Origin of the sequence: Streptomyces sp. TRM68416 (genome assembly GCF_014596915.1) — a bacterium.
GTDB lineage: Bacteria > Actinomycetota > Actinomycetes > Streptomycetales > Streptomycetaceae > Streptomyces.
Genome location: NZ_JACVWU010000004.1, coordinates 234,059 through 255,502, shown reverse-complemented (window position 1 = coordinate 255,502; position 21,444 = coordinate 234,059). Strand labels below are relative to the sequence as shown.

General features: G+C 70.8%; 31 protein-coding genes and 1 pseudogene. 27 read left to right on the top strand and 5 right to left on the bottom strand.

Annotation, left to right across the window (positions count from 1 at the left end; translation table 11 throughout):
• Positions 1–3: 3 nt before the first annotated feature.
• From ICC28_RS08795 to ICC28_RS08675, 25 genes are all read left to right on the top strand, one after another.
• Positions 4–1,491: a phage portal protein gene (locus ICC28_RS08795; protein WP_188287865.1), complete on the top strand. Its 1,488-nt coding sequence runs from the start codon at positions 4–6 to the stop codon at positions 1,489–1,491.
• On the top strand, positions 1,488–2,453 hold the full coding sequence (locus ICC28_RS08790; RefSeq protein ID WP_317453983.1) for a hypothetical protein: 966 nt from the start codon (positions 1,488–1,490) through the stop codon (positions 2,451–2,453). Before ICC28_RS08795 ends, ICC28_RS08790 begins: the two co-directional genes overlap by 4 nt.
• A 50-nt stretch (positions 2,454–2,503) precedes the next feature.
• Positions 2,504–3,274: a hypothetical protein gene (locus tag ICC28_RS08785; protein WP_188287864.1), complete on the top strand. Its 771-nt coding sequence runs from the start codon at positions 2,504–2,506 to the stop codon at positions 3,272–3,274.
• Between the two features lie 16 nt (positions 3,275–3,290).
• On the top strand, positions 3,291–4,154 hold the full coding sequence (locus ICC28_RS08780; protein WP_188287863.1) for a P22 phage major capsid protein family protein: 864 nt from the start codon (positions 3,291–3,293) through the stop codon (positions 4,152–4,154).
• A gap of 15 nt (positions 4,155–4,169) precedes the next feature.
• Positions 4,170–4,538 (top strand): hypothetical protein, encoded by a 369-nt coding sequence (locus ICC28_RS08775; RefSeq protein ID WP_188287862.1) that lies wholly within the window; start codon positions 4,170–4,172, stop codon positions 4,536–4,538.
• A gap of 1 nt (position 4,539) precedes the next feature.
• Positions 4,540–5,007: a hypothetical protein gene (locus tag ICC28_RS08770; protein ID WP_188288070.1), complete on the top strand. Its 468-nt coding sequence runs from the start codon at positions 4,540–4,542 to the stop codon at positions 5,005–5,007.
• A gap of 19 nt (positions 5,008–5,026) precedes the next feature.
• Complete coding sequence (locus ICC28_RS08765; RefSeq protein WP_188287861.1) at positions 5,027–5,620, top strand: hypothetical protein; 594 nt, start codon at positions 5,027–5,029, stop codon at positions 5,618–5,620.
• Positions 5,617–5,982, top strand: a complete 366-nt coding sequence (locus tag ICC28_RS08760) for a head-tail adaptor protein (RefSeq protein ID WP_188287860.1) — start codon at positions 5,617–5,619, stop codon at positions 5,980–5,982. The genes ICC28_RS08765 and ICC28_RS08760 overlap by 4 nt, the downstream gene beginning before the upstream one ends.
• A complete protein-coding gene (locus tag ICC28_RS08755) occupies positions 5,975–6,313 on the top strand; it encodes a hypothetical protein (RefSeq protein WP_188287859.1) in 339 nt (112 codons plus the stop codon). The genes ICC28_RS08760 and ICC28_RS08755 overlap by 8 nt, the downstream gene beginning before the upstream one ends.
• A 3-nt stretch (positions 6,314–6,316) precedes the next feature.
• A complete protein-coding gene (locus ICC28_RS08750; protein WP_188287858.1) occupies positions 6,317–6,484 on the top strand; it encodes a hypothetical protein in 168 nt (55 codons plus the stop codon).
• A gap of 3 nt (positions 6,485–6,487) precedes the next feature.
• Positions 6,488–6,673 (top strand): hypothetical protein, encoded by a 186-nt coding sequence (locus tag ICC28_RS08745; protein WP_188287857.1) that lies wholly within the window; start codon positions 6,488–6,490, stop codon positions 6,671–6,673.
• Entirely contained in the window at positions 6,660–7,034 is a 375-nt protein-coding gene (locus ICC28_RS08740; protein ID WP_188287856.1) for a hypothetical protein, read from the top strand. The genes ICC28_RS08745 and ICC28_RS08740 overlap by 14 nt, the downstream gene beginning before the upstream one ends.
• Before the next feature lie 2 nt (positions 7,035–7,036).
• Positions 7,037–7,456 carry a DUF3168 domain-containing protein gene (locus tag ICC28_RS08735; RefSeq protein ID WP_223188601.1) on the top strand — a complete coding sequence of 140 codons (420 nt, stop codon included), beginning with the start codon at positions 7,037–7,039 and terminating at the stop codon, positions 7,454–7,456.
• A 43-nt stretch (positions 7,457–7,499) separates the two neighbouring features.
• A complete protein-coding gene (locus tag ICC28_RS08730; protein WP_188287854.1) occupies positions 7,500–7,934 on the top strand; it encodes a phage tail tube protein in 435 nt (144 codons plus the stop codon).
• Positions 7,935–7,957: 23 nt separating this feature from the next.
• The gene (locus ICC28_RS08725) at positions 7,958–8,365 is read left to right on the top strand and encodes a hypothetical protein (protein ID WP_188287853.1); all 408 of its coding nucleotides are present in this window, start codon (positions 7,958–7,960) and stop codon (positions 8,363–8,365) included.
• Positions 8,366–8,415: 50 nt separating this feature from the next.
• Positions 8,416–8,739 (top strand): hypothetical protein, encoded by a 324-nt coding sequence (locus tag ICC28_RS08720; RefSeq protein ID WP_188287852.1) that lies wholly within the window; start codon positions 8,416–8,418, stop codon positions 8,737–8,739.
• Positions 8,723–10,621, top strand: coding sequence for a phage tail tape measure protein (locus tag ICC28_RS08715; protein WP_188287851.1), 1,899 nt, complete (start codon positions 8,723–8,725; stop codon positions 10,619–10,621). Before ICC28_RS08720 ends, ICC28_RS08715 begins: the two co-directional genes overlap by 17 nt.
• A gap of 7 nt (positions 10,622–10,628) precedes the next feature.
• Positions 10,629–13,400 (top strand): hypothetical protein, encoded by a 2,772-nt coding sequence (locus ICC28_RS08710; RefSeq protein ID WP_188287850.1) that lies wholly within the window; start codon positions 10,629–10,631, stop codon positions 13,398–13,400.
• Positions 13,397–14,689, top strand: a complete 1,293-nt coding sequence (locus tag ICC28_RS41070) for an alkaline phosphatase D family protein (protein ID WP_188287849.1) — start codon at positions 13,397–13,399, stop codon at positions 14,687–14,689. The genes ICC28_RS08710 and ICC28_RS41070 overlap by 4 nt, the downstream gene beginning before the upstream one ends.
• A gap of 9 nt (positions 14,690–14,698) precedes the next feature.
• The gene (locus ICC28_RS08700) at positions 14,699–15,202 is read left to right on the top strand and encodes a hypothetical protein (RefSeq protein ID WP_188287848.1); all 504 of its coding nucleotides are present in this window, start codon (positions 14,699–14,701) and stop codon (positions 15,200–15,202) included.
• A gap of 86 nt (positions 15,203–15,288) precedes the next feature.
• The gene (locus ICC28_RS08695) at positions 15,289–15,498 is read left to right on the top strand and encodes a hypothetical protein (protein WP_317453982.1); all 210 of its coding nucleotides are present in this window, start codon (positions 15,289–15,291) and stop codon (positions 15,496–15,498) included.
• Complete coding sequence (locus ICC28_RS08690; protein ID WP_223188548.1) at positions 15,498–16,343, top strand: peptidoglycan recognition family protein; 846 nt, start codon at positions 15,498–15,500, stop codon at positions 16,341–16,343. The genes ICC28_RS08695 and ICC28_RS08690 overlap by 1 nt, the downstream gene beginning before the upstream one ends.
• A 3-nt stretch (positions 16,344–16,346) precedes the next feature.
• On the top strand, positions 16,347–16,502 hold the full coding sequence (locus ICC28_RS08685; RefSeq protein WP_188287847.1) for a hypothetical protein: 156 nt from the start codon (positions 16,347–16,349) through the stop codon (positions 16,500–16,502).
• Positions 16,503–16,515: 13 nt separating this feature from the next.
• The gene (locus tag ICC28_RS08680) at positions 16,516–16,740 is read left to right on the top strand and encodes a hypothetical protein (RefSeq protein ID WP_188287846.1); all 225 of its coding nucleotides are present in this window, start codon (positions 16,516–16,518) and stop codon (positions 16,738–16,740) included.
• Positions 16,741–16,747: 7 nt separating this feature from the next.
• On the top strand, positions 16,748–16,999 hold the full coding sequence (locus ICC28_RS08675) for a hypothetical protein (protein WP_188287845.1): 252 nt from the start codon (positions 16,748–16,750) through the stop codon (positions 16,997–16,999).
• A gap of 65 nt (positions 17,000–17,064) precedes the next feature.
• Here ICC28_RS08675 and ICC28_RS08670 read toward each other — a convergent pair whose 3' ends face one another.
• The 3 genes from ICC28_RS08670 to ICC28_RS08660 are packed head-to-tail and all read right to left on the bottom strand — an operon-like array spanning position 17,065 to position 18,704.
• The gene (locus tag ICC28_RS08670; protein ID WP_188287844.1) at positions 17,065–17,919 is read right to left on the bottom strand and encodes a helix-turn-helix domain-containing protein; all 855 of its coding nucleotides are present in this window, start codon (positions 17,917–17,919) and stop codon (positions 17,065–17,067) included.
• 25 nt (positions 17,920–17,944) lie between these two features.
• A complete protein-coding gene (locus ICC28_RS08665; RefSeq protein WP_188287843.1) occupies positions 17,945–18,472 on the bottom strand; it encodes a DUF6879 family protein in 528 nt (175 codons plus the stop codon).
• Positions 18,444–18,704: a hypothetical protein gene (locus ICC28_RS08660; protein ID WP_188288055.1), complete on the bottom strand. Its 261-nt coding sequence runs from the start codon at positions 18,702–18,704 to the stop codon at positions 18,444–18,446. The genes ICC28_RS08665 and ICC28_RS08660 overlap by 29 nt, the downstream gene beginning before the upstream one ends.
• A gap of 229 nt (positions 18,705–18,933) precedes the next feature.
• Between ICC28_RS08660 and ICC28_RS08655 the strand changes: the two genes are divergently transcribed.
• Both ICC28_RS08655 and ICC28_RS08650 read left to right on the top strand, forming a co-directional pair.
• Positions 18,934–19,329 (top strand): DUF6415 family natural product biosynthesis protein, encoded by a 396-nt coding sequence (locus ICC28_RS08655; protein ID WP_188287842.1) that lies wholly within the window; start codon positions 18,934–18,936, stop codon positions 19,327–19,329.
• Positions 19,329–19,508 (top strand): hypothetical protein, encoded by a 180-nt coding sequence (locus ICC28_RS08650; protein ID WP_188287841.1) that lies wholly within the window; start codon positions 19,329–19,331, stop codon positions 19,506–19,508. Before ICC28_RS08655 ends, ICC28_RS08650 begins: the two co-directional genes overlap by 1 nt.
• A gap of 197 nt (positions 19,509–19,705) precedes the next feature.
• On the opposite strand, the pseudogene ICC28_RS08645 reads toward ICC28_RS08650, so the two are convergent.
• A pseudogene (locus tag ICC28_RS08645) lies at positions 19,706–20,296 on the bottom strand (ATPase, T2SS/T4P/T4SS family); the annotation flags it as partial.
• Between the two features lie 20 nt (positions 20,297–20,316).
• On the bottom strand, positions 20,317–21,420 hold the full coding sequence (gene ssd / locus ICC28_RS08640; protein WP_188287840.1) for a septum site-determining protein Ssd: 1,104 nt from the start codon (positions 21,418–21,420) through the stop codon (positions 20,317–20,319).
• Positions 21,421–21,444 lie beyond the last annotated feature (24 nt).

Genomic DNA, 21,444 nt, shown 5'->3' with positions numbered 1-21,444 from the left:
CTGATGGCGACGGAGGGGCAGGCCCTTCAGCTGGTGGCGCTGCTGGAGAACGAGCTGATCCGCAGGCGCGGGAAGATCGACCTGTACAACGACTACTACCGGGGCAAGCATCCGCTGAAGTTCGCCTCCCCGGAGTTCGCGAAGTTCCACGGTGCCCGCTACAAGGACTTCTCCGACAACTGGGCTCAGGTCGTCGCCGACAGTCCCGTCGAGCGGCTGACCGTTACGGGCTTCCTGGCCGACGGGGAGACGGAGGCGGACAAGGATCTGTGGCGGGTGTGGCAGGTCAACGGCCTCGACGCCGACTCCCAGCTGGGGTTCTTGGGTGCTGTCACGGCCGCGCGGTGCTTCGTGCTGGTGTGGGGTGACCCGGACGATCCGGACATGCCGGTGGTCACGTTCGAGGACGCCTCGCAGTCGGTCGTGGTCTACGAGCCCGGCTCGCGCCGCAACCGCCGGGCCGCGCTGAAGCGGTGGCAGGACGGCAACCGGGACTTCGCCACGCTGTACCTGAAGGACGAGGTGTGGAAGTTCTCCCGGCCGCTGCAGCAGCAGGACAAGTCGCCGCAGATGGCGGATGTCGACGAGGAGCTGAGGCGGTGGCGGCCGCGGGAGATGGCGGATGAGCCGAACCCGCAGCCCAACCCGATGGGCGTCGTGCCGATGGTGGAGCTGCCGAACAAGCCGATGCTGGTCGAGGACCCGATCAGCGATATCGGCGGGGTCGTCGCGATGCAGGACGCGATCAACCTGGTGTGGGCTCAGCTGTTCACGGCGAGCGATGCGGCCTCGTTCCCGCAGCGCGTTGTGATGGGCGCGGAGCGGCCGACGATTCCGAAGATGAACTCGGCCGGGGAGATCATCGGCAAGCAGCCCGTGGACCTGGACAAGTTCATGGTCGACCGGGTGGCGTGGATCACCGGCAAGGATGCGCGGATCGACTCCTGGCCGGCCGCGAACCTCGCCATGTACACCGGGATCCTGGAGGTCGCCGTCGGCCACCTGGCCGCGCAGACCCGGACCCCGCAGCACTATCTGATCGGGAAGATGGCCAACCTCGCCGAGGGCGCCCTGCTCGCCGCGGAGACAGGCCTGGTGAAGCGGTGCGACGAGAAGATCCTCTGGTACGGCCAGGGTCTGCGCGAAGTCGCGCGGCTGATCGCCCTGGCCAAGGGCGAGACCGCGAAGGCGGAGGCGCTCAGGTCGGGCCGGGTGCTGTGGGCGGACACCGAATCCCGCAGCCACGCGCAGATGGCGGACGCGCTGCTGAAGCTGAAGCAGCTCGGCTTCCCCTTCGAGTGGCTGGCCCTGCGCTACGGGCTCACCCCGACCGAGGTGGCCGAGGTCGCGGCGATGCGGGAGCGGGAGATGGAGATGGACCCGGTCGCGGAGATCACCCGCACCCTGACCGCCGGGGCGCCCGGGCCCGGCGACGACCAGGCGGACGAGGACGAGCCGGCCGAGGACGAGGAGCCGGAGGCTGGGGCGTGAGCCCGACCCCGGAGGCGGTCGCGCACATGGAAGCCCGCGCGCGTCTCGCGGAGGCGACCGGGCGGGCGGCGCGCAGTGTGTGGCGGGACATCGACCGGGACAACATCTACACCTCCTGGGTGGCCCTGCTGGCCCGGCTGGTGGCGATTGTGGCGGCGGGGCAGCTTGCTGCCGCACGCGGCGCCGAACCCTGGCTCGACGAGCTGCTCGGCGACGACCCGGACCGGCCGGAGTCCGGCCGCCTGGTCCCTGCGGCGCTGGTCGGTGTCGACGGCGGCGGCCGGCCCCTCGCCAGCGTGCTGATGGCGCCGATGTGGACGGCGCTGCGCCTGGTCACCGCCGGACGGCCGGTTGCTCAGTCGCTGGTCCGCGGCCAGGCCCTCCTCGATGTGGTTGTGCAGACCGCGGTCGCGGACGCTGGCCGCGCCGCGGACCAGGTCGCCATGGTGTCGAGGCCGGCCATCAAGTCGTATGTGCGGGTGGTGGAGGGCGGCGCCTGCTCAAGGTGCGTGATCCTTGCCGGGATCGAGTCGTCGGTGTCGCGCGCGTTCCAGCGCCACCCGAAGTGCAAGTGCTCGATGGACCCGGTCACCGCCGACCACCGGCCGACCGCCACCAGCCCGAAGGCCGCCTTCGACGCCATGTCGCCCGAGGTGCGCCGCAAGACGTTCGGTGAGGCCGGCGCGAAGGCGATCGAGGACGGCGCGGACATCGCGCAGGTCGTCAACGCCCGCCGCGGCATGACGTCCGCGACCGTGTTCGGCCGCCGCGTGCAGGCCACCTCGGAGGGCATCACCTCGCGCGGCTTCGCCGGGTCCCGGCTGAAGAACCTGCAGAAGGTGCAGGGCCAGCGTTACCGCGTCTCGCAGACTCCGCGGCTGATGCCGGAGGAGATCTACCGGCTCGCCGACGACCGCGACCACGCGGTGCGGCTGTTGACCCGGCACGGCTTCATCGCCTGACCTGGGCCGCGCGCAACGCCCGGCCCCACACCCCGCAACGGGAGACACACATGCATGCATCGACCCTGCCCCGCCGTGGCCACGCCGCAGGCTGGGCCCACCCCTACGCCACGGGCCCTTTCGACCCGTGCCTGTACGCCGACGGCGGGGGCGCAGGCGGCTCCGGCTCCGACGACGACGATGACGACGGCCAGGACGACGGCGCCGACGACGACGGGGACGGCACCGGAGCCGACGACAGAGACGACTCCGACGGCGGGAACGACGACGGCGGCGGCGGGGACGACGACGCGGACCCCGAGGGTGCCGACCAGCTCGGCGACAAGGGCAGGCGGGCGCTGGCCTCCATGAAGGGCAAGTGGCGTACCGAGCGCGACAAGCGGCGCGAGCTGGAGGCGAAGCTCGCGGAGAAGGACGGGGTCGACGATGCCGAGCAGGCCCGCCGCAAGGCGGAGACCGAGGCGATGGCGAAGGCGAACACCCGCATCCTCAAGGCCGAGATCCGCGCCGCAGCCAAGGGCCGTCTCGCGGACCCCAAGGACGCGCTGACCTTCCTCGACCTCGACCAGTTCGAGGTCGGCGAGGACGGCGAGATCGACCCCGAGGAGATCGAGGAGGCCATCTCCGATCTCCTCAAGGACAAGCCCTACCTGGCAGCGCAAAGCCGTCAGCGGTTCCAGGGCTCCGGCGACGGCGGAGCGGCGCGCAAGGCGTCCCGGCCGAAGCAGCTCTCCCGAGCAGACCTGAAATCCATGACGCCCGAGCAGATCGACCAGGCCCGCATCGACGGCCGCCTGGACGACCTGATGGGCGGCAGCTAGCCAGGAGGAATCCCCCATGACCGTGCGGAACTTCGTTCCCGAGATCTGGAGCTCGCGGCTGCTCGTCGCGACCCGCAAGGAACTCATCTACGCCAGCCCCACCGTCGTCAACCGTGACTACGAGGGCGACATCGCCGAGGCGGGCGACACCGTGCGCATCACGTCGGTGTCCCGTCCGGCGATCGGCACCTACGTGCCCGGCTCGACGACGATCACGCCGGAGAGCCTGACCACCGGTCAGCGCACCCTGGTCGTGGACCAGTCGAAGTACTGGGCGTTCTCTATCGACGACGTCGACAAGCGGCAGGCCAAGTCCAACCTGATCCCCCAGGCGATGAGCGAGGCCGCCTACGCGCTGGCCGACACCATCGACCAGTACGTCGCCGGGCTGTACACGCAGATCGCCGCGGGCAACTTCCTGAACGTGGTCGGCTCGCCGATCGACACGTACACCACGCCGACCGACGCCTACGACAAGGTCCTCGTGCCGCTGCGCACGAAGCTCACCAAGGCGGACGTGCCGAAGATGGGCCGGTACGTCATCGTGCCTCCCGAGTTCTACGCCTCCCTGCTGCTCGACGACCGGTTCATCGCCGCTGACAAGGCCGCTACCGACCAGGGCCTGCGCAACGGCTTCGTCGGCCGGGCCGCGAACTTCGACATCTACGAGTCGAACAACTGCCCCGTGCCGACCGGCGACACCACCGTCGTGCAGGCCGGTGTGAAGGAGGCCGTCACGTTCGCCGAGCAGATCAACAAGACCGAGGCGTACCGCCCGGAGAACTCCTTCGAGGACGCGGTCAAGGGCCTGGCCCTGTACGGGGCGAAGGTCATCCGCCCGGACCACCTGGCCGCCGCGTTCATCAACCCCGCCGCCTGATCGGAGAGCTGACCGATGGCAACCACCCAGATCCCCTACTCCAACCTGGTCCCCAACGGGAACCTGGCGCAGCCTGCGGGCACCACGACGGTCGTCGCCCCGACGGACAACATGCAGATCTCCAACGCCTTCCCGGAGCTGACCGTGCTGCGCGTGGTCAACACCGGCGTCGAGCAGGACATCACCATCAAGGCCGGCGACCACCCGCCCGCGCTCGCCGCCGGGCAGGGCGACCTCGTCGTCACCGTCGCCGCGACGACCGGTGTGCAGTTCATCGGCCCGTTCGAGTCGGGCCGGTTCGTCCAGTCCGACGGCTCGATGCTCATCGAGGCGGAGACCGCCGACGCCACGATCACCGCCTTCAAGATCCCGAGGAACACCTGACATGGCCGAGACGATTCATGTGCGCGGGGAGGGCGGGGCCGTCTTCACGATGGACCTGCCCCTGCCCGAAGCCATCGCGGAACGCCTGGAGCGCGGCCACCTGGTGCGCGTCAACGCGGACGGCTCCGCCTACTACGGCGTCCCGGCCCCGGCGCTCGTGCAGGGCAGCGCACTGACCGAGGGCCTGGTGCCGCGGCCCGGCGGCCGCGCCTCCAAGGCGGACTGGGTGCTGTGGGCCATGTCCGCACACGCCCTTCCCGAGGAGACCGCCGAGGCGATGACGCTGGCCGCGCTGAAGGAACTGCCCGAGCAGCCCGGAGCCGGCACGTCTCCGGCGGCCGCGGACGGACGGCCCGGCGAGGACGCCCCCAAGCCCGAGTGGATCGACCACATCGTCAAGAAGGGCCTGCTGTCCCGCGAGGACGCCGAGGCATACACCAAGGACGACCTGATCGCGATGGTGTCCTGACCGGGAAGGAGGTGGCACTGTGGCGCTTGCAGCGCTGGCGACCACCGCGGACCTCGCCGCCCGCGGCCTGACCGTGCCGGACGAGGAGGCCACGGTCGCCACCACCTACCTGTACGTGGCGTCCACGGCCGTGCGGGAGGCGGCCGGTGTGCCGATCTCGCAGACCACGTCCACGCTCTCCGTCGAGGGGCCCGCCGGGCAGTGGCTCACTCTGCCCGGCCCGCCCATCCTGTCCGTGGCATCGGTGGCCATCGACGGCGAGACGGTCACCGACTGGCGGCTGCGCTCGCACCGCCTGTGGCGGGCGGGCGGCTGGTCGCCCGGCTGCGAGCCGTCCGAGGTCGACATCGTCCAGACCCACGGCCTCACCCCCGTTCCGCCGGACATCGTCGACCTGGTGTGCAGGATGGCTGCGGCGGCACTGGCCGATTACCGGGCCGACACCGAAGGCGCCGGCCTGGCCGCCGGGGACATCCGCGCCGAGCGCCTCGGCGACTACTCCGTCACCTACGGCAGCCACGGCCTGATCACCGTGATGGAGCTGCCCGACTACGAACGCGAGCGGCTGGCCGCCCGCTTCGGCGGCAGCGCGACCATGGTGACGTTCCGGTGAGGGGCCGCGCCGGTATCGGCCGCTATCTGAACCGGCAGCTGACGGTGCACCGGCCCACGGCCACCGACGACGGGCACGGCGGGCAGGTCGTCGAGTACGTGCTGCAGGGCAGCGTGCGGGCGAAGGTCGACCAGCCGTCCCCGACCGAGCGCCTGGTGGCCGCGCAGACCACGTCCCGGCACTCCCACGACGTCTTCCTGCTGCCGCGTGCGGACGTGCGCCGCGGCGACGAACTGCGCGGCACCGACGCCCTGGGCAATGCGCAGGTGTTCCGGGTGCAGTCGGTGGTGCAGCCGTCCACGCCCGTCTACTCCAAGGCTCTCGTCGAGCTGATCCAGGCAGAAGGAGAAGGACATGGCTGACCTCAGCCTCACCCCCGTGCCGGTGGCAACCGGCATCGCCGATGTCGCCGCCCAGGCGGTCGACGCCGCGGCGGGCGGGGACACCGCCCCCGTCGGCCCGGGCCGCTTCCTGTACGTGGCGAACGGGGACGCCGCCCCGCACACGGTCACCGTGGCCACGCCGGGCACGGTCAAGGGCCTGGCCGTCGCCGACGCCTCGCTGGTGGTGGCGGCCGGCGACCACGGCATCCTCCCTCTCGCAGGTGTCTACCGCGGCGCCAACGGCCGCGCCGCGATCACCTACGACGGCGTCAACCTCGTCACCGTCGCGGCGTTCGAGCTGGGGGCCTGACCCATGACAGGACTGCCCCAGGCCGAGCCGCAGGAGTGCCGGCGCCGGGCGGAGGAGTTCCTCGGCCTCGGTGAGAAGGACGTGGACGTGCCGCGTGCGGTCGCCTTCGCCCTCCTGGCCGTCGCGGGTGAACTGCACGCGATCCGCATGCAGCTGGCCAAGCGGCGGTGAGCGGTGGCTGACCTCACTGTGCGTGTGGAGATCGAGCTGTTCGCGCGGATCGCCGGCCGGGACTACCCGATCGCCACCTACACCCCCGACGACGGTGAGACGCAACTGGACTGCCCCCGGTTCGCCGCCCTGCTGCGTGAGGCAGCCGACGCGGTCGAGAGACAGGGGGACGGTGATGGCCCGACGTAGGGCGCGCGTGGAGATCGTCGGCCTGGAGCGGCTTGAACGGCGGCTGAGGGAACTGCCCGAGCAGCTCAAGCAGGCCGCCCGCGCCGAGAACGAGAACTCCGCCGGCCTCATGGTGGGAGACGTCCGCCGCCATGTGCGCGTCGACTCCCGCAACCTGCAGACCAGCGTCAGGGCCACCTACGAGAAACAGGGCCTGCAGACGTCGGTGGGCTGGCGCGACCAGGACGACCTGTATGCGGTCTTCCACGAGCGCGGCACCCGCCGCCTGCCCGCGAACCCGACGCTGATTCCGGCGCTGGAGCGGGCGGGCACGCAGTTCGTGCAGCGGCTGCGCGACGAGGTGAGGAGGCACATCCGGTGAGCATGCCCGTCTCCGCCTCGGCGGCCGGTCCGGTGAACGATGCGGTGCTGGCGCTGCTGCGGGCCGACGTCGAGCTGATGAGCCTGGTGCCGGTGGTCGCCGACTGGGTGGAGGAGAAGGACACCTTCCCGTACATCGAGACCGGTGACGCCGTCGAGACCCCCGACAACAGCCACGACAGCCACGGCTCGAACACCGTGATCACGCTGCATGTGTGGTCCCAGTACCGCGGCTTCCACCAGGCCCGCACGATCGCCAACCGGCTGCGGGCGCTGCTGGAGCACCGGCCGCTGAGCATCGCCGGGCACCGGCACGTGGCCACGTATTTCGTGTCGCAGCAGACGCTGACCGATCCCGAACCGCCGGGCGACATCCGGCACATCCCCGTCTCGTTCCGGGTGCTGACCCAAGTGCAGCCCTGACCGGCGAGCAGACCAGACAGCAGAAGAGAGGAAGTGACCGGCGATGGCTGGTGAGGACGCAACCGGGACCCAGCTCAAGCGGGACAGCACGGGCGGCGGGGTGTTCGTGACGATCGCCTCGGTGGAGTCCCTGTCGGGGCCGTCCCGCACCCGAAACATGATCGACGTCTCCGCGCACGACTCCCCGGACAAGTACCGGGAGTTCGTCAAGGGCATGAAGGACGGCGGCGAGGTCACCGCCACCATCAACTACCGGCCCGGGGAGACCACCCACCAGGCCCTGGACGCCGACTTCGAGGAAGACGACCTGCGCGACTACCAGCTGGTGATCCTGCCGGGCGATCCGGACGAGCACACCTGGCAGTTCTCCGCCGGCATCTCGGATATCGGGGACGAGTTCCCCCTCGACGACAAGATGGCCCGAGAGGTCACCTTCAAGATCAGCGGCAAGCCCACCCTGACCCCGACCGGGGTCTGACCAGCGCGGAGGAGCACCCCATCGTGAGCAGCATCAAGGAAGCCATCCGCGCCGCGCAGGACATCAAGACCGAGGAAGGCCTGGAGATCCCCGAGTGGGGTGTGACCGTCGATGTGTGGGGCCTGCCCTCGGGCGACTGGGAGGCCTACCAGAACAAGCTGAACAAGCTCCGCTTCTCTGAGGGCAGGGGCGGTGCGGAGATGGCGGTGAAGTCCAACCGCGCGGAGATCGTCGCCAAGTGCCTGTACGAGCCAGGCACCGCGGAGAAGGTCTTCCCCGACCTGGCCGAGGGCATCGCCATCCTCTCGAAGAAGTCGGGCGGCACCGTCGACGGCCTGTTCAAGCTCTGCCGTCACCTCTCGGGCGAGGACCGGGACTTCGAGCAGAAGGTCAAGGACGCCGAGGGAAACTCCGGCGGCGACCGGAGCTGAAGCTCCTGTACGACCTGTCCGTCTCCTACCAGCTGCCGCCGGACGAGGTGATGGCCCGGTTCAGCGACGAGCAGATCGTGCACCTGGTCGCCTACCAGAACCTCTACGGGCCCATCACGCCGCGCCGCACGGACGTACTGCTGGCCCGGCTCGGCATGGATCTCATCAAGCCGCACCTGCGCAAGGGACGCCACACCGTCCTGCGCGATCACCTGATGACGTGGTCGCACGCGGACCGGCCGCGCCAGTCCGGCCGGGAAATGCTCGCCATCGTCAAGGACCTGCAGCGGCAGTACGACCAGGACGACCAGCAGCGTGCCCAGCGCATCAGGCGCACACGCAGGAAGGCGGTGGCGCATGGCGGTTCTGGATGAGCTTCTGGTGCGGCTCGGCGTCGATATGTCGGAGGCCGAGGGGGAGATCGACCGCGGTGCGGCCGGTATCGAGAACCGGCTGACGGGGCTGTCTGCGGCGGGCGGGATCGCCGCGGTCGGGCTCGGGGCAGCGTTCGTGGCGGGCCTTCAGTCCGCGATGGACATCAGCTCGGTGGAGACCCAGCTACAGGACCAGCTCGGGCTGACCGCCGACGAGGCGGCGCGGGCCGGTCAGATGGCGGGGGACGTGTTCGCCCAGGGGTGGGGGCAGTCCCTCGGCGAGGTCGGGGACGCCGTCGGCGCGGTGACGTCCTCCTTCGGCGAGCTGGGCGACTTCGCCGACGCCGAGCTGCAGGAGATGTCCAAAAGCGCGCTGCGCCTGGCGGACCGGCTGCAGGTCGATGTCGGGGAGTCCGCGAAGGCGGCCGGGCAGCTCGTCAAGCAGGGCCTGGCGGACGACGCCACGGAGGCCTTCGACGTGATGACGGTCGCCGCGCGGGAGTTCCCCGAGGCGATGCGCGGCGACATCCCCGCGGTGGTCGCCGAGTACGGCAAGCACTTCAAGCAGATCGGCCTGGACGCGCAGACCAGCTTCGGGCTGATGTCGCAGTTCGTGGCTGCGGGCGGCAGGGACATCGACCAGGCCGGCGACGTGCTGCACGAGTTCGCCCGGATCACTACCGAGGAGAGCGACCGCGCCGCGGAGGCCTTCAAGGCGCTGAAGCTGGACGCCGGCGACATGCTGGCGGACATCCACAAGGGCGGCAAGCCCGCCGCCGACGCCCTCGGGCTGACCCTGAAAGCGCTGCGCGGGGTGAAGGACCCGGCCAAGCAGGCCGAGCTCGGGGTGGCCCTGTTCGGTGACATGGCCGGCGAGGCCACGTCCGCGCTGCTGGCGATGGACCCGGCGACCGCGCTGGCGGGGACCGGCCTGGACAACGTCACGGGAGCCGCCGCGGAGGCGAACGCGGCGCTGGAGAACTCCCCGGCCCAGCAGTTCGACTCGATCATGCGGACGGTGTCCATGACGCTGGGCGAGATGCTGCTGCCCGTCCTCAGCTTCGTCTCGGAGCTGCTCAAGGAGCATCCCGGGCTGCTGCAGATCCTGATCCCCGTCGTGCTCGCGCTGGCCGCGGCCCTGGCCGTCGCCGCGATCGCGCAGTGGGCGATGAACTCGGCGCTGTTGGCGAACCCGATCACGATCGTGGTGCTGCTGATCGTCGCGCTGATCGTGTGGATCGTCGCGCTGTGGCAGAAGTCGGAGACGTTCCGCGAGATCGTGCTCGGGGTGTGGGCGGCGGTGCGTGCCGGTATCGAGGGCGCCGTGAACGGCATCCTCGCCGCGGTCGGCTGGATGGCCGCCCTGCCCGGCCGGATCGGCGGCTGGTTCGGGCAGGCCAAGGACTGGGCGATCGCCAAGGCGCTGGAGCTGGTGGCCTGGCTGCGCGGCCTGCCGGGCCGTGTCTCGCAGGCGGTGTCCGGCATGTTCAGCGCCATCCCGTCCGGTTTCCGCAGCGCCCTGAACAGTGTGATCGGCGCCTGGAACGGGCTGTCGTTCACGATCGGCGGCGGCAGCTTCATGGGCGTGGACGTCCCCTCGTTCACGCTGCACACGCCGGACATTCCGTTCCTCGCCGAGGGCGGCATCGTCACCCGCCCGACCCTCGCGATGATCGGTGAGGGCGGCGAGGACGAGGCTGTCATGCCGCTGTCCGCGCTGGACCGGCTGCTGTCCACCCGCTCGGCGGTGCCGGCCGCCGCGATGGCCGGCCCCGCGGTGATGACGGTCCGCCTCGACGGCCACGATCCGTTCCTGGACTGGCTCAAGGAGCGCATCCGCATCGACTTCGACGGAGACGTCACGAACCTCAACGAAGGGTGAGCCAGCCATGCCGAGTCTTCCGCCGCCGATGTGGGCCGAGCTGCACTACGCCGGCACCTGGAACCCGCTCAGCATGCGCGAGCCGGCCGGGTTCACCGCCACCCGCGGGCGCAGCGGCGAGCGGGACTCCGCCGGCCCCAGCGCGGGCACGATGACCCTGCTGAACACCAACAGCATGTTCTCCCGCCGCAACCCGGGCAGCCCCCTGTTCGGGGAGGTCGGCCTGTTCACGCCGATCCGCTACGGCTACGACGCCGGGTCGGTGTGGGCGGAGACCACCGGCGCCGTCTCCTCCTACCTGTCCACCCCGTCCTCGGCCGCCTTCGACCTCGCCGGGGACCTGGACCTGCGCGCCGAGATCGCGCCCGATGTGTGGGACACCGGGGTCTCCACGAACATCGCCAACCGGTACGACCACAGCACCAACCAGCGCGGCTGGTCCCTGCAGATCACCTCGGCCGGGGCGCCCACCCTGCTGTGGAGCGACGACGGCACCACCCAGCTGTTCGCCACCCCGGGCGCGCGCCTGCCCGCGCACAACGGGCAGCGCCTGGCCGTGCGCGTCACCCTGGACGTGGCCAACGCCGACGGCGTACTGGAGGCCCGCTTCTACACCGGCCTGGACGCGGGCGCCACCGACGACTCGGCCTGGCGGCTGCTGGGTGAGCCGCTGCTGGCGAGTGTGCCCACCAGCATCCACAACCCGCCGATCCCCGTGGCGTTCGGCGCCCGGCCCACCTCGACCAACCCCGGTGTGGCCGGGCGCCTGTACCGGCTGCAGCTGCGCGACGGCATCAACGGGCCCGTCCTGCTCGACGTCGACACCGCCCGCGCCTCCGTCGGCGCCAGCAGCTTCCAGGACGCGGCCGGCCTGACCTGGACGGCGCACGAGACAACGTTCAGCAACCGGCATGTGCGTCTGCACGGCGAGGTGCCCGACTGGACGCCCGAGCGCGACAAGTCCGGCAGCCTGCGCACCCTGGCCATCGCCCCCGCCGGCATCACCCGCCGCCTGTCGTCGGGGACGAAGAAGCTGCGCTCCCCGCTGTTCCGCGAGCTGTCCAGCCCCACCCGGCAGAACATCGTCGGCTACTGGAGTTGCGAGGACTCCTCCGCCGCCCTCCGCGTGGCCAGCGGCCTGCCCAACGGCCCCGCAGGCACCGTCCGCGGCAAGGTGTCCATGGCCGCGAACTCGGCGGCCTGGCTCGCCTCCGATGCGCTGCCGACGTTCGCCATCGGCCGCCTGGACTTCACCGTGCCCGCCTACACCGACACCGGCGAGTGCGCCTTCCGGTTCCTCCTCGCCGCGCCTGCGGGCGGGGTGACGGCGACCGTGCATCTGCTGCGCGCCTACCTGACCGGCACCGCCCACCAGGTCGACATCTGGATCACCCCGGGCGGAGACCTGCGGTTCGCCGCGTTCGACGACGACGGCGCCACCCTGAGTGACAACACGGTCGCCTTCGACGTCAACGGTCGCACCGTGGCGGTCGTGCTGGAGCTGTCGGTCAGCGGGGGCACCGTCACCATCAGGTGCATCACCAACCGCTTCGAGCCCGGTCTCACCGTCGACGACACCGTCCCCGGCGTCTCCCACACCGACACCTTCGCGGGAACGTCCATCGGCCGCTGCACCACCCTCACCCTGGGCTCGATCGTCGGCGACCTGGGCGGCACCGTCATGGGGCACCTCGCCGTCGCCAACGCGCTCGCCGCCTACGCCAACTCGGGGAACGCGAACATCGGCTGGAACGGGGAGAAGGCCCGCGACCGGCTGCTGCGGCTGGCCGCCGAGGAGGGCGTGCCGCTGTCGGTCGCCATGGACGGCCTGCGCCAGCCGCGCCTCGGCGTGCAGAAGTCGGCCGCGTTCCTGGCATTGCTTGCCGAGATCGAGCGCACCGACATGGGCATCCTGTTCGAACGCCGCGACGCCCCCGAGCTGGCGTACCGGTCGGCGTCCTCGCTGACCAACCAAGAACCCACGCTGGTGCTCGACTTCTCGGCCGGCCTGTTCGACGCGATCCGCCCCCGCGACGACGACAAGGCACCGTTCAACGTGCTGACCGCCAAGCGCATCGACGGCTCGGAATACACCTACGAGCTCACCGAGGGCCCGCAGTCGGTGCAGGATCCGCCGGACGGCATCGGCCGCAAGACCACCAGCGTGGACCTGTCGCTGTCCTCCGACGACGTCCTGCCCGACCATGCGTCCTGGCGGGTGCACGTCGCCACGGTCGACGAGATGCGCTACCCGGCCATCACCCTCAACCTCGCAGGCGACCGCGTCCACCAGCTCATCGACGCGATCCTGCGCACCGACATCGGCGACAAGATCCGCATCACGAACCTCGACCCGGACTACTCCGTCGACGACGTCGACCTCCTCGTGGTGGGAATCTCCGACGCCGCCAACTCCAACGGCTGGCCGGTCACGTTCGTGTGCGTGCCCGCCTCCCCCTGGGAGACGTTCGTCCTCGGCGACCGGGTCCGCGGCCGCCTGCACACCAAGGGCTCCGAACTCGCCGCCCCCGCCGGAGAGACGGATACCGAGCTGCTGATCGCCACCGACACCGGACGGCAGCCGTGGATCAACTCGACCGACCACGCGGCCATGTTCCCGCTCGCCGCCCGGCTCGGAGGGGAGGTAGTCGAGGTGACCGCCATCACCGGCTCCACATCCCCGCAGACGTTCACCGTCAACCGGTCCCTCAATGGCGTCACCAAGAGCCATGCGGCCGGTACCCGGGTGCAGTACGCGCGGCGGGCGGTGGGCGGATGAGCATGATCTGGATGAGCGCCGGCGCGGTCACCGACACCAGCGCCCGGTGCGCGGTGCGGGTGACCACCGGCCCGGTCCGCATCGCCGTGTCCACCAGCCCCGCCATGACCAGCCCCGCCTACACCGCGTCCACGCCGGTCACCGCCACCGGCACCGCCGTGGTCGACGTGACCGGCCTGACGGCGGACACCCGCTACTACTGGCAGGTCGAGGACAACGGCGTCATCGACGCCTCGGTCACCGGGCAGTTCCTCACCGACCCGCCCCTCGGCCAGCCCGCCAGTTTCACCGTCGGTGTGGGCGGGGACGCAGGCCTGACGCCCATGTACCCGGGCGTCACCGGGTCCGCGCCCTCCCGGCTGTCCAACCACCCCGTCCACGACACGATCCGCACCCGCGCGCTCGCGGAGGGCTGGCGGCGCTTCTGCCACATCGGGGACATCTGCTACTACGACCTCGGCTCCGGCAACCACGGCCTGTCCGCCGCCGCGACAGCCACCCAGTACCGCACCATGTGGGACGACATCTACGGCCAGCCGAACCAGGCCGCGCTCTACCGCGAAGTGCCCTGGGTGTACGTGTGGGACGACCACGACTACGGCCCCAACAACAGCGACAGCACGGCCCCGGGCCGCGCGAACGCGCGCACCGTCTACCGCGAACGCGTCCCCTCCTACCCGCTGCCCGCCGGGGCCGGGGACAACCCGATCTACCACTCGTTCGAGATCGGCAGGGTGCTGTTCGTCGCCTCGGACTCCCGCTCGGACCGGGTGGCCGGCTCCACGCTCCTCGGCGCCCCGCAACTCGCCTGGCTCGACACCCTCCTCGGCTCCTCGACGGCGGCCGCCCTGGTGTGGCTGATGCCCAACCCCTGGCTCGGCCCCAGCTCCGACACGTGGGGCGGGTACCCCGACGAGCAGGCCGACATCATCGCCATGCTCGACGGGCACGGCTGGCTGAACCGCATGGTCATGGTCTCCGCCGACAAGCACGTCAACGCCATCGACTCCGGCCGTGCAGGCTCCGGAGGCGAGGCCTACGGAGGCTTCCCCAACATGGTGTGCGCCTCCCTGGACGCCACCCCCGGCAGCTACACCACCCAGTACGACGGCGGCATGTGGCCGGCCCGCGGCCAGTACGGCACCGTCACCGTCCACGACACCGGCACCGCCATCACCCTGACCGCCACCGCCTGGCGCGGCACCAAGCCCCTGGGCTGGACCTACGCCGTCACCGGCGGCACCACCCGCGTGCCCGCGGGCCCCGCCTCCCACGTCCTCGCCCTATAGGAGACCTCGATGGCGCTGCCGTTCTACGCCGGGCAGATCCTCTACCCCGACGACCTCATGAACATCCAGTGGCACCGCGTCTCACAAGGCGCAGCCCAGCCGGTCGTCAGCTCCACCACCCTCATCGACAGCGCGATCGTCATCCCCGTCGAGGGCCTCACCTCGATCAAGCTGTTCCTGCACTACACATCCCTCGGCGGCGGCATCAAATGGGACTGGAACGTCTCCGCGGGCAGCGTCTCCGACGCCGACGGGCGCTGGGTATGGGGCCACGGCCAGGCCACCACCGGCGACGTGCTCACCTCCACGGCCCTGCAGATGCACCGCAGCAGCATGACCACCGACCGCAACGTGCAGCACTTCACCTCCCAGTCCCCGAACGCGATGCGTGAGGAACTCACCGTCACCGGCTCCGGTGAACTCACCCTCCGCTTCGCACAGGACACCAGCAACGCCAACGCCACCACCCTCGCCGCCACCACCTACGCCCGCTACCTGCGCCTCGAACCCTGACCCGCCCCGCTGCCCGCCCGCCCCGCGCCGCTGGCCGGGGCCGTTCTCATGCCCTGGAGGCCCCCATGTCAATGCCCCATCCCAGCGTGAGCGGCATCCTCCGCTACTTCGAGTACACCCACCTGCCGCCTCTGCTGCGCGGTGTCTCCAGCCGCTTCCATGCCCTCGCATGGGCGCTCCTCGAGGAGGACTACCTCGAAGGGCCGGAGCTGACGGTCGCGCTCCGCAAGCTGCTGGAGGCCAAGGACGCGGCGGTGCGGGCCGCACTGGACAAGACGCCGAAGGAGACGAGCTGATGCAGCTCGTCACGCGCGCGCAACTGGGCTGGCCTGCCTCGGCCGCCCCGCTGCAGGCCACCACCCGGGGCGTGAAGGTCCACTACGAAGGCACGGCTGTCTCCACGCGGCTGCTCGCCGACCACGACGCGTGCATCGCCGAGTGGAAGGCGATCCGCAAGTCGCACCTGGCGAACAAGGTGGAGAACTACTCCGACATCGCCTACAACTACGGCGCCTGCCCGCACGGCTACCTGCTGGAGGGCCGCGGCCTCGGCCGCCGCACCGGCGCCAACGGCAACGCCGAACTGAACCGCGCCCACTACGCGATCCTCGGCCTGATCGGCGACGAGGGCCTGACCGAGCCGACCCCCGAGATGCTGCACGCAATCCGCGACGGGATCGAGCTGCTGCGCAAGCACGGCGCCGGAACCGACATCAAGGGCCACCGGGACGGCTATGCGACCGCCTGCCCCGGCCCCGCCCTGTACGCGTGGGTGCAGAACGGCGCCCCACGCCCCACCCCCGAGGAGGACCCCGTGGCTCTCACCGTCGACGACATCAAGCTGCTCGCCAGCAAGGACGGCATCTGGAGGGCGCCCAAGGACGCCGCCGACTACAACCCGGATCCGGACCACCCTGGCCACTACTGGTCGCTCGGCACGCACGTCAAGGACAACACCACCCGCATCCGCCGCATTGACAAGACCACCGCCGCGATGGCCGCGCAGCTCGGCGCCCTCTCCTCCGCGGTGACCGCGCTCGCCGCCGGCGGAGGGCTGACCGCGGCCGAGATCCAGACCGCCGCCGAAGCCGGCGCCCGCGCGGCGCTCGCCGAACTCGGCGACAAGCTGACGGGGGACTGAACCATGCCCGTCTTCCTCCTGGGCCTGGTGCTCGCCGCCCTGTCCGGCGGCGGCACCTGGGCACTGACCGCCGACGGCCAACTCGCCCTGGTCGTGGGTGTGGTCGTTGCCGTTCTTACGTGGCTCGGCCACGCCTTCCTCATCCTCATCGACACCTGACAGCGAGGCCCCCATGCTCAAGGACTCGACGAAGCGCACCCTGCGCACCATCCTCCAGACCGCCCTCGGCGTGGCCGTGGTGCTCCCGGCCGTCGTGGACGCCTCCGGGATTCCGGAAGCCCTGCCGTGGGTGGCCGGCGCTCTCGCGGTGGCGGGCGGCTTCGCCCGTGTGATGGCCGTCCCGGGCGTCCAGACCCTGCTGCCCGCCTGGCTGCGCACCGACGACAGAGGAGAGTGAGCGGCCCGTGGATCTGCTCGAATGGTTCGGCGTGGGTGCCGGGTCCCTGCTCGCTCTCGGGGCGCTGGCCCGCGGGGTGTGGCTGGTACTGCGCCGTATCGTCTTCACCGCGGAGGCCGTCAAGGAACTCGTGCCGAACGGGGGCGGCTCGATCAAGGACACGGTGCACCGCACCGAGCAGAAGGTCGACGACACCGCCCAGGAGCTGAGCGCGCTCAAGCAGCGGTTCGACGACCACCTCGCCGAACACGCAGCCTGACCCCACCCCCGCCCCCTTGCACGGCCACCACGGCCGTGCAAGGGGGCGATTCGCCATGCCCGGAGTCAGTGCAGAGCCTCGATGGCACGCAGGATCAGGGCCCGCGCGTCAGCACCGTACACAGCCATGCTCCGCAGTTGCTCGAACGCCTTCACGTACAGGGCGATCTCGGACGGCTGCGTCACATTGATCTGCGCGGAGACAAGCTCCACGGCTACGAGCTTCTCGTCGTAGATGTGGAACGTCTCTTCGGGCCATCGCGTCCGCTCGGGCGCCGCCATCGGGATGATGCCGAGGGAAACCGTGGGCAGCGCGCCGGCGGTCAGTAGATGGCCGAGTTGTGCGGCCATCGCGTCCGAGTCGCCGAGCCGGTAGTGAAGGACGCTTTCCTCAATGAGGAAGACGAAGCGGCGACGCGGCTCGTGGACGATGCGAGAGCGTTCGACCCGGGCACGTGCGGCCTCGGCGCTGTCGTCGATGGGGAGATCGTCGGTGCGGACGGCGATGCCGAGCACGGCGGCTGCGTAGCCCTCTGTCTGCAGCAGGCCCGGGACGAGCGTGGACGAGTACACGCGGAACAATTCGGTGTCCCGGTAAAACTGCACGCGGCTGTCCTGTAGGTGCTTCAGTCCAGTACGGACCTGGTCGCGCCACTCCCGGTACATGGACTCGGCGTTGAGGGACTGGACGATGATGTCCTGAGCCTGGCCCTCGGCCTCCGTGGCGGCACACCAGCGGCGAATGTCCTTGGCTGTGGGACCGGTGACAGCGTTCTCGATGCGGGAGGTCTTCGAGTAGTGCCAGCCGCACGCGGAGGCCAGCTCGACGATCGTCAGCCCTGCTTCCTTGCGCAGGTCGCGCAGGCGTCTGGCGACGGCCTCCCGCGCGGCTTGGGCGGACGAGGACGGGGAGACTGACATGAACTGGCCTACCGGTGCGTGTCTGCTAGCGGATCTCGTACTGGTCGTGGGGGATGGCGCGCTCCCACACTGCCTCGAAGGCCTGCGCGCACAGTTTGACGGCCGCGGGTTCCTCTGAGATCTCGGGGCCCGCGGAGGCACCGTCTCCGGTGAAGTGATTCCAGCGGATCAGGCGCTCGTCGAGCAGCCAGAAGTCGTTGCCCGGCAGGGCAATGCTGGAGGCACGCCGACGCGGAAGCCAGCGAACTTGCTCCCCTGCCATCACGTTGACGACGGTCCCGGCGTGCTCGTACCGGATGTAGTCGCTGACAGGTTCGGACACGATCCGGGCGCGTCGCACGACCACACCGCGGGCGACGGCCCGGGTGATCAGGTCAACCCACGGTGCCCAGTACTCCGAGGCCGGATCGGTATCCCGCTGTCCGGTGCGTAGCCAGGTGCTGAAGTCGTCGGCCTCCTCGCCCACGCCGTAGTGGTCGCGCATCTCCAGGTGCACGGCGGAGCTCGTGCAGCCGGCCATCAGCTCATCGAAGGTCGGCACGCTCGACGGCATCGCACGCCTCCCGGATCATGTGGACCATCCTCGCTGGAACACGGATCACGGCTTCTCCGTCCGGGATGCCCTTCGCGTGCCCCTCTACCTCGAATGCGGCGCATTCTGCTTCGAGTTCGGCGCTTGGCTTCCAGCCCTGGAAGACGAGTTCCTTCTTCTCCTGGTCGACCCACACTGTTGGGCTGTCTGCCTTGCCGGTGTCGGGATCGATCCCGATGAACAGTAGCGACACCTCAACCCCCATTCACGAGTTGTGCAGTTCTTTGCGGCACCATTCCGCGGGGAGGGACACTCGTCAAGGGCGCAGACCCGCCAACACCCCTACGTGAAACCAGTCTTGCAAACATCTGCACATCGCTGGCTGTGCTGCACACCGCGCTTCTAGCGTCGGGAGTTACGAAAAGACCCCGGCGAGATGGTGGTCTCCCGGGGCGCGGCCAACGCTGCTGAGGAGCGCCGACATGAGGCAAGCTACAGCCCACCCGCCCACAGCCGAAGACCAGGACCAGGCGCCGCCGGACATCGCTACGATGCGGGACGTCATCGATCGGCTCCTCGACCCGGACGTCGCGTTCGAGTTGCTTGTGCTGGAACCCGACGAGATGGAGACGCTGTTTCTCCAACTCCGCGGGCACATCGAACTGCTGGTGCCCGAGGTCGAACAGGCGGCCCGGAAGCTGCCCCGGCACTGCATTCCCCGCTACTGCGTGCTCGCCTGCCTCGGGGAGGCCCGCGAAAAGCTCCGTGCGGGGCCGGCCGCCAGATTCGGTGGGCTCCCCGGACACGCCCGCCGTCTCGCCCGGGTTCTGAACGCGCTGTGCGATCACTACGAGCAGCTCAACGGGCGGGAGCACTGATGTACGAAGGTGTCCGGATCTGCTGCCGCTGCCAGAAGGGCATCCTGCCCGGCGAGCCCTACGACACGAACACCCACGACCGCGCGAGCGGCCCTCCGCTGGTGCTGTTCGTCCACAAGGGCAGCACCTGCAAGCGGCAGCCTCACCAAGGAGCCCCCCTCCGCTCCCGCGCCCGCTGAGCGCCGGGAGTGGGCGGCCCACCGCGGCCCTGGCCGGTACCTGTGTCCCGGCCGGGGCCGCTTTTTTTGCTGCCCCCTTCGATTCGAAGGCGCCCAGAAGGAACGCGGAAGTGCGCTGTAAAGCCCCAGGTCAGAGGTGTTTCTTCGCCACCCCCGAAGCCTCTCCGAGCAAGATCACTGTAGTGGTGTCTCAGTCATATATTGGGGTTGCCGCTGCCCGTCCCGCCGCTGATGAGGAAGGACAGCCGCGCCTCGACGAGCGCCCGCAGGACGCGGTCCCCGCCCGGCGGCACCGTGCCCGCGTCCACCAGCTCGTCGAGGGTGAACGCGCGCGGCCGTACCACTCGCAGCGACAGGCAGGTGCAGCCGATGGCCACCGGGGGCAGCACGGCATGCAGGCGGGTTCCGTCGGGCAGGCGGGCGTCGGCCCAGGGCCGCGCGTCGTCGAGCCGGCGTCCGGCCACCGCGGCCAGGCGCTGCGCAAGGCGTCGTACGGCCGCCGCGTCACGGAAGGAGACGCCGGTCAGCTCCAGTCCGCGGCCGCGGTCCACCCAGACCCGGTCCGGGGCGGACACCAGTACGTCGGTCACCGAGGGGTCGGCGAGCAGCGGTTCCAGCGGTCCGCTGCCGATGAGCTCCGACCTCAGCCGGTCGGCGGCCCCGAGGACCTCGGTGTCGCCGAGCACCCGCCCCTGCTCGCGCAGGGCCTGCGCCACGCGCGCGGGTGTCGGCTCGGCCCCGCTCTCCGCGAGCCTGCGCCGGACCCCGTCGAGCAGCGCGGCAGGCATCTCCGCACCCGGCTGGGCGCTCACGACGTCCTCGCCTCGGTCAGTGCACGCTCCCAGAACTCCTTGCAGAAGCGGGCCAGTGCTCCGCGGCCGGCCGCGGCCGGAGGGGACTTGCTCCCCCGGGGCCGCAGCAGTCCGGGCTCGACGGGCACCTCGCCGGCCAGCGGCAGTCCGAGGAGCCGGGCCACTTCACGGTCGTCGAGCCCGGGCGCGTACGGGCCGCGCACCGCGACCCTCAGATCGCCCAGGACCATCCCGACCGCGGAGGCGACGCGCCCCGCTGCCGCGACGGCACGCAGCTCGGCGGGGACCACGAGGAGGCCGAGGTCGAGCTGGGCGAGCACCTCGGCGACCCCGTCGTCGAGACGGCGCGGCAGGTCGACCACGACGGTGCCGCCACGGCGGCGGGCGGCGGCCAGCACCGCCCGTACGGCCTGCGGGGGTACGGCGACGCAGTCCCCGCGGTCCCAGCTGAGCACCCGCAGGGAGTGCAGCCGGGGCAGCGACTCCTCCAGGGCGCCGCCGCCGACCCGCCCGCGCGAGGCGGCGAACGCGGGCCAGCGCAGCCCCTCCGCCGTCTCGCCGCCGAGGAGTACGTCGAGTCCGCCTCCCAGGGGATCGGCGTCTACGAGCAGGGTGCGCAGTCCCTCACGCGCGGAGGTGACGGCAAGGGCACAGGCCAGCGTGGACGCGCCGGCCCCGCCGCGGCCGCCGATGACGCCCACGGTGAGGGCGGGCCGGCCCACTCCCTCGGCCACGTCGGCGATCCGGTCGACCAGCCACTGCTCCCCGTCGGGGAGCATCAGGACGTGCTCGGCGCCGATCTCGACGGCCCGGCGCCAGACCCCGGAGTCGTCCTGGTCCCGGCCGACCAGCACCACTCCGCCCCTGCGGGCGGCCCCGCGCACACGGCGTGCGGCGTCGTCGCCGACCAGGACGAGCGGCGCGGCCTCCCAGCTTCCTCTGGGCCGTGGAATTCCGTGGTGGACCTCGGGGGTGGCACCTGCGGCCGCGCACAGGCGCAGCAGGTCGTCCAGGAGTTCGGCGTCCTCGGTGACGATCAGTGGTGCGCTCGGCCGCCCGGAGGCGGCGGGCTGCGGATCGTGTGTGACGGCTGCGGTCACGGCTCGGGTCCCCCTTCGCTGCGT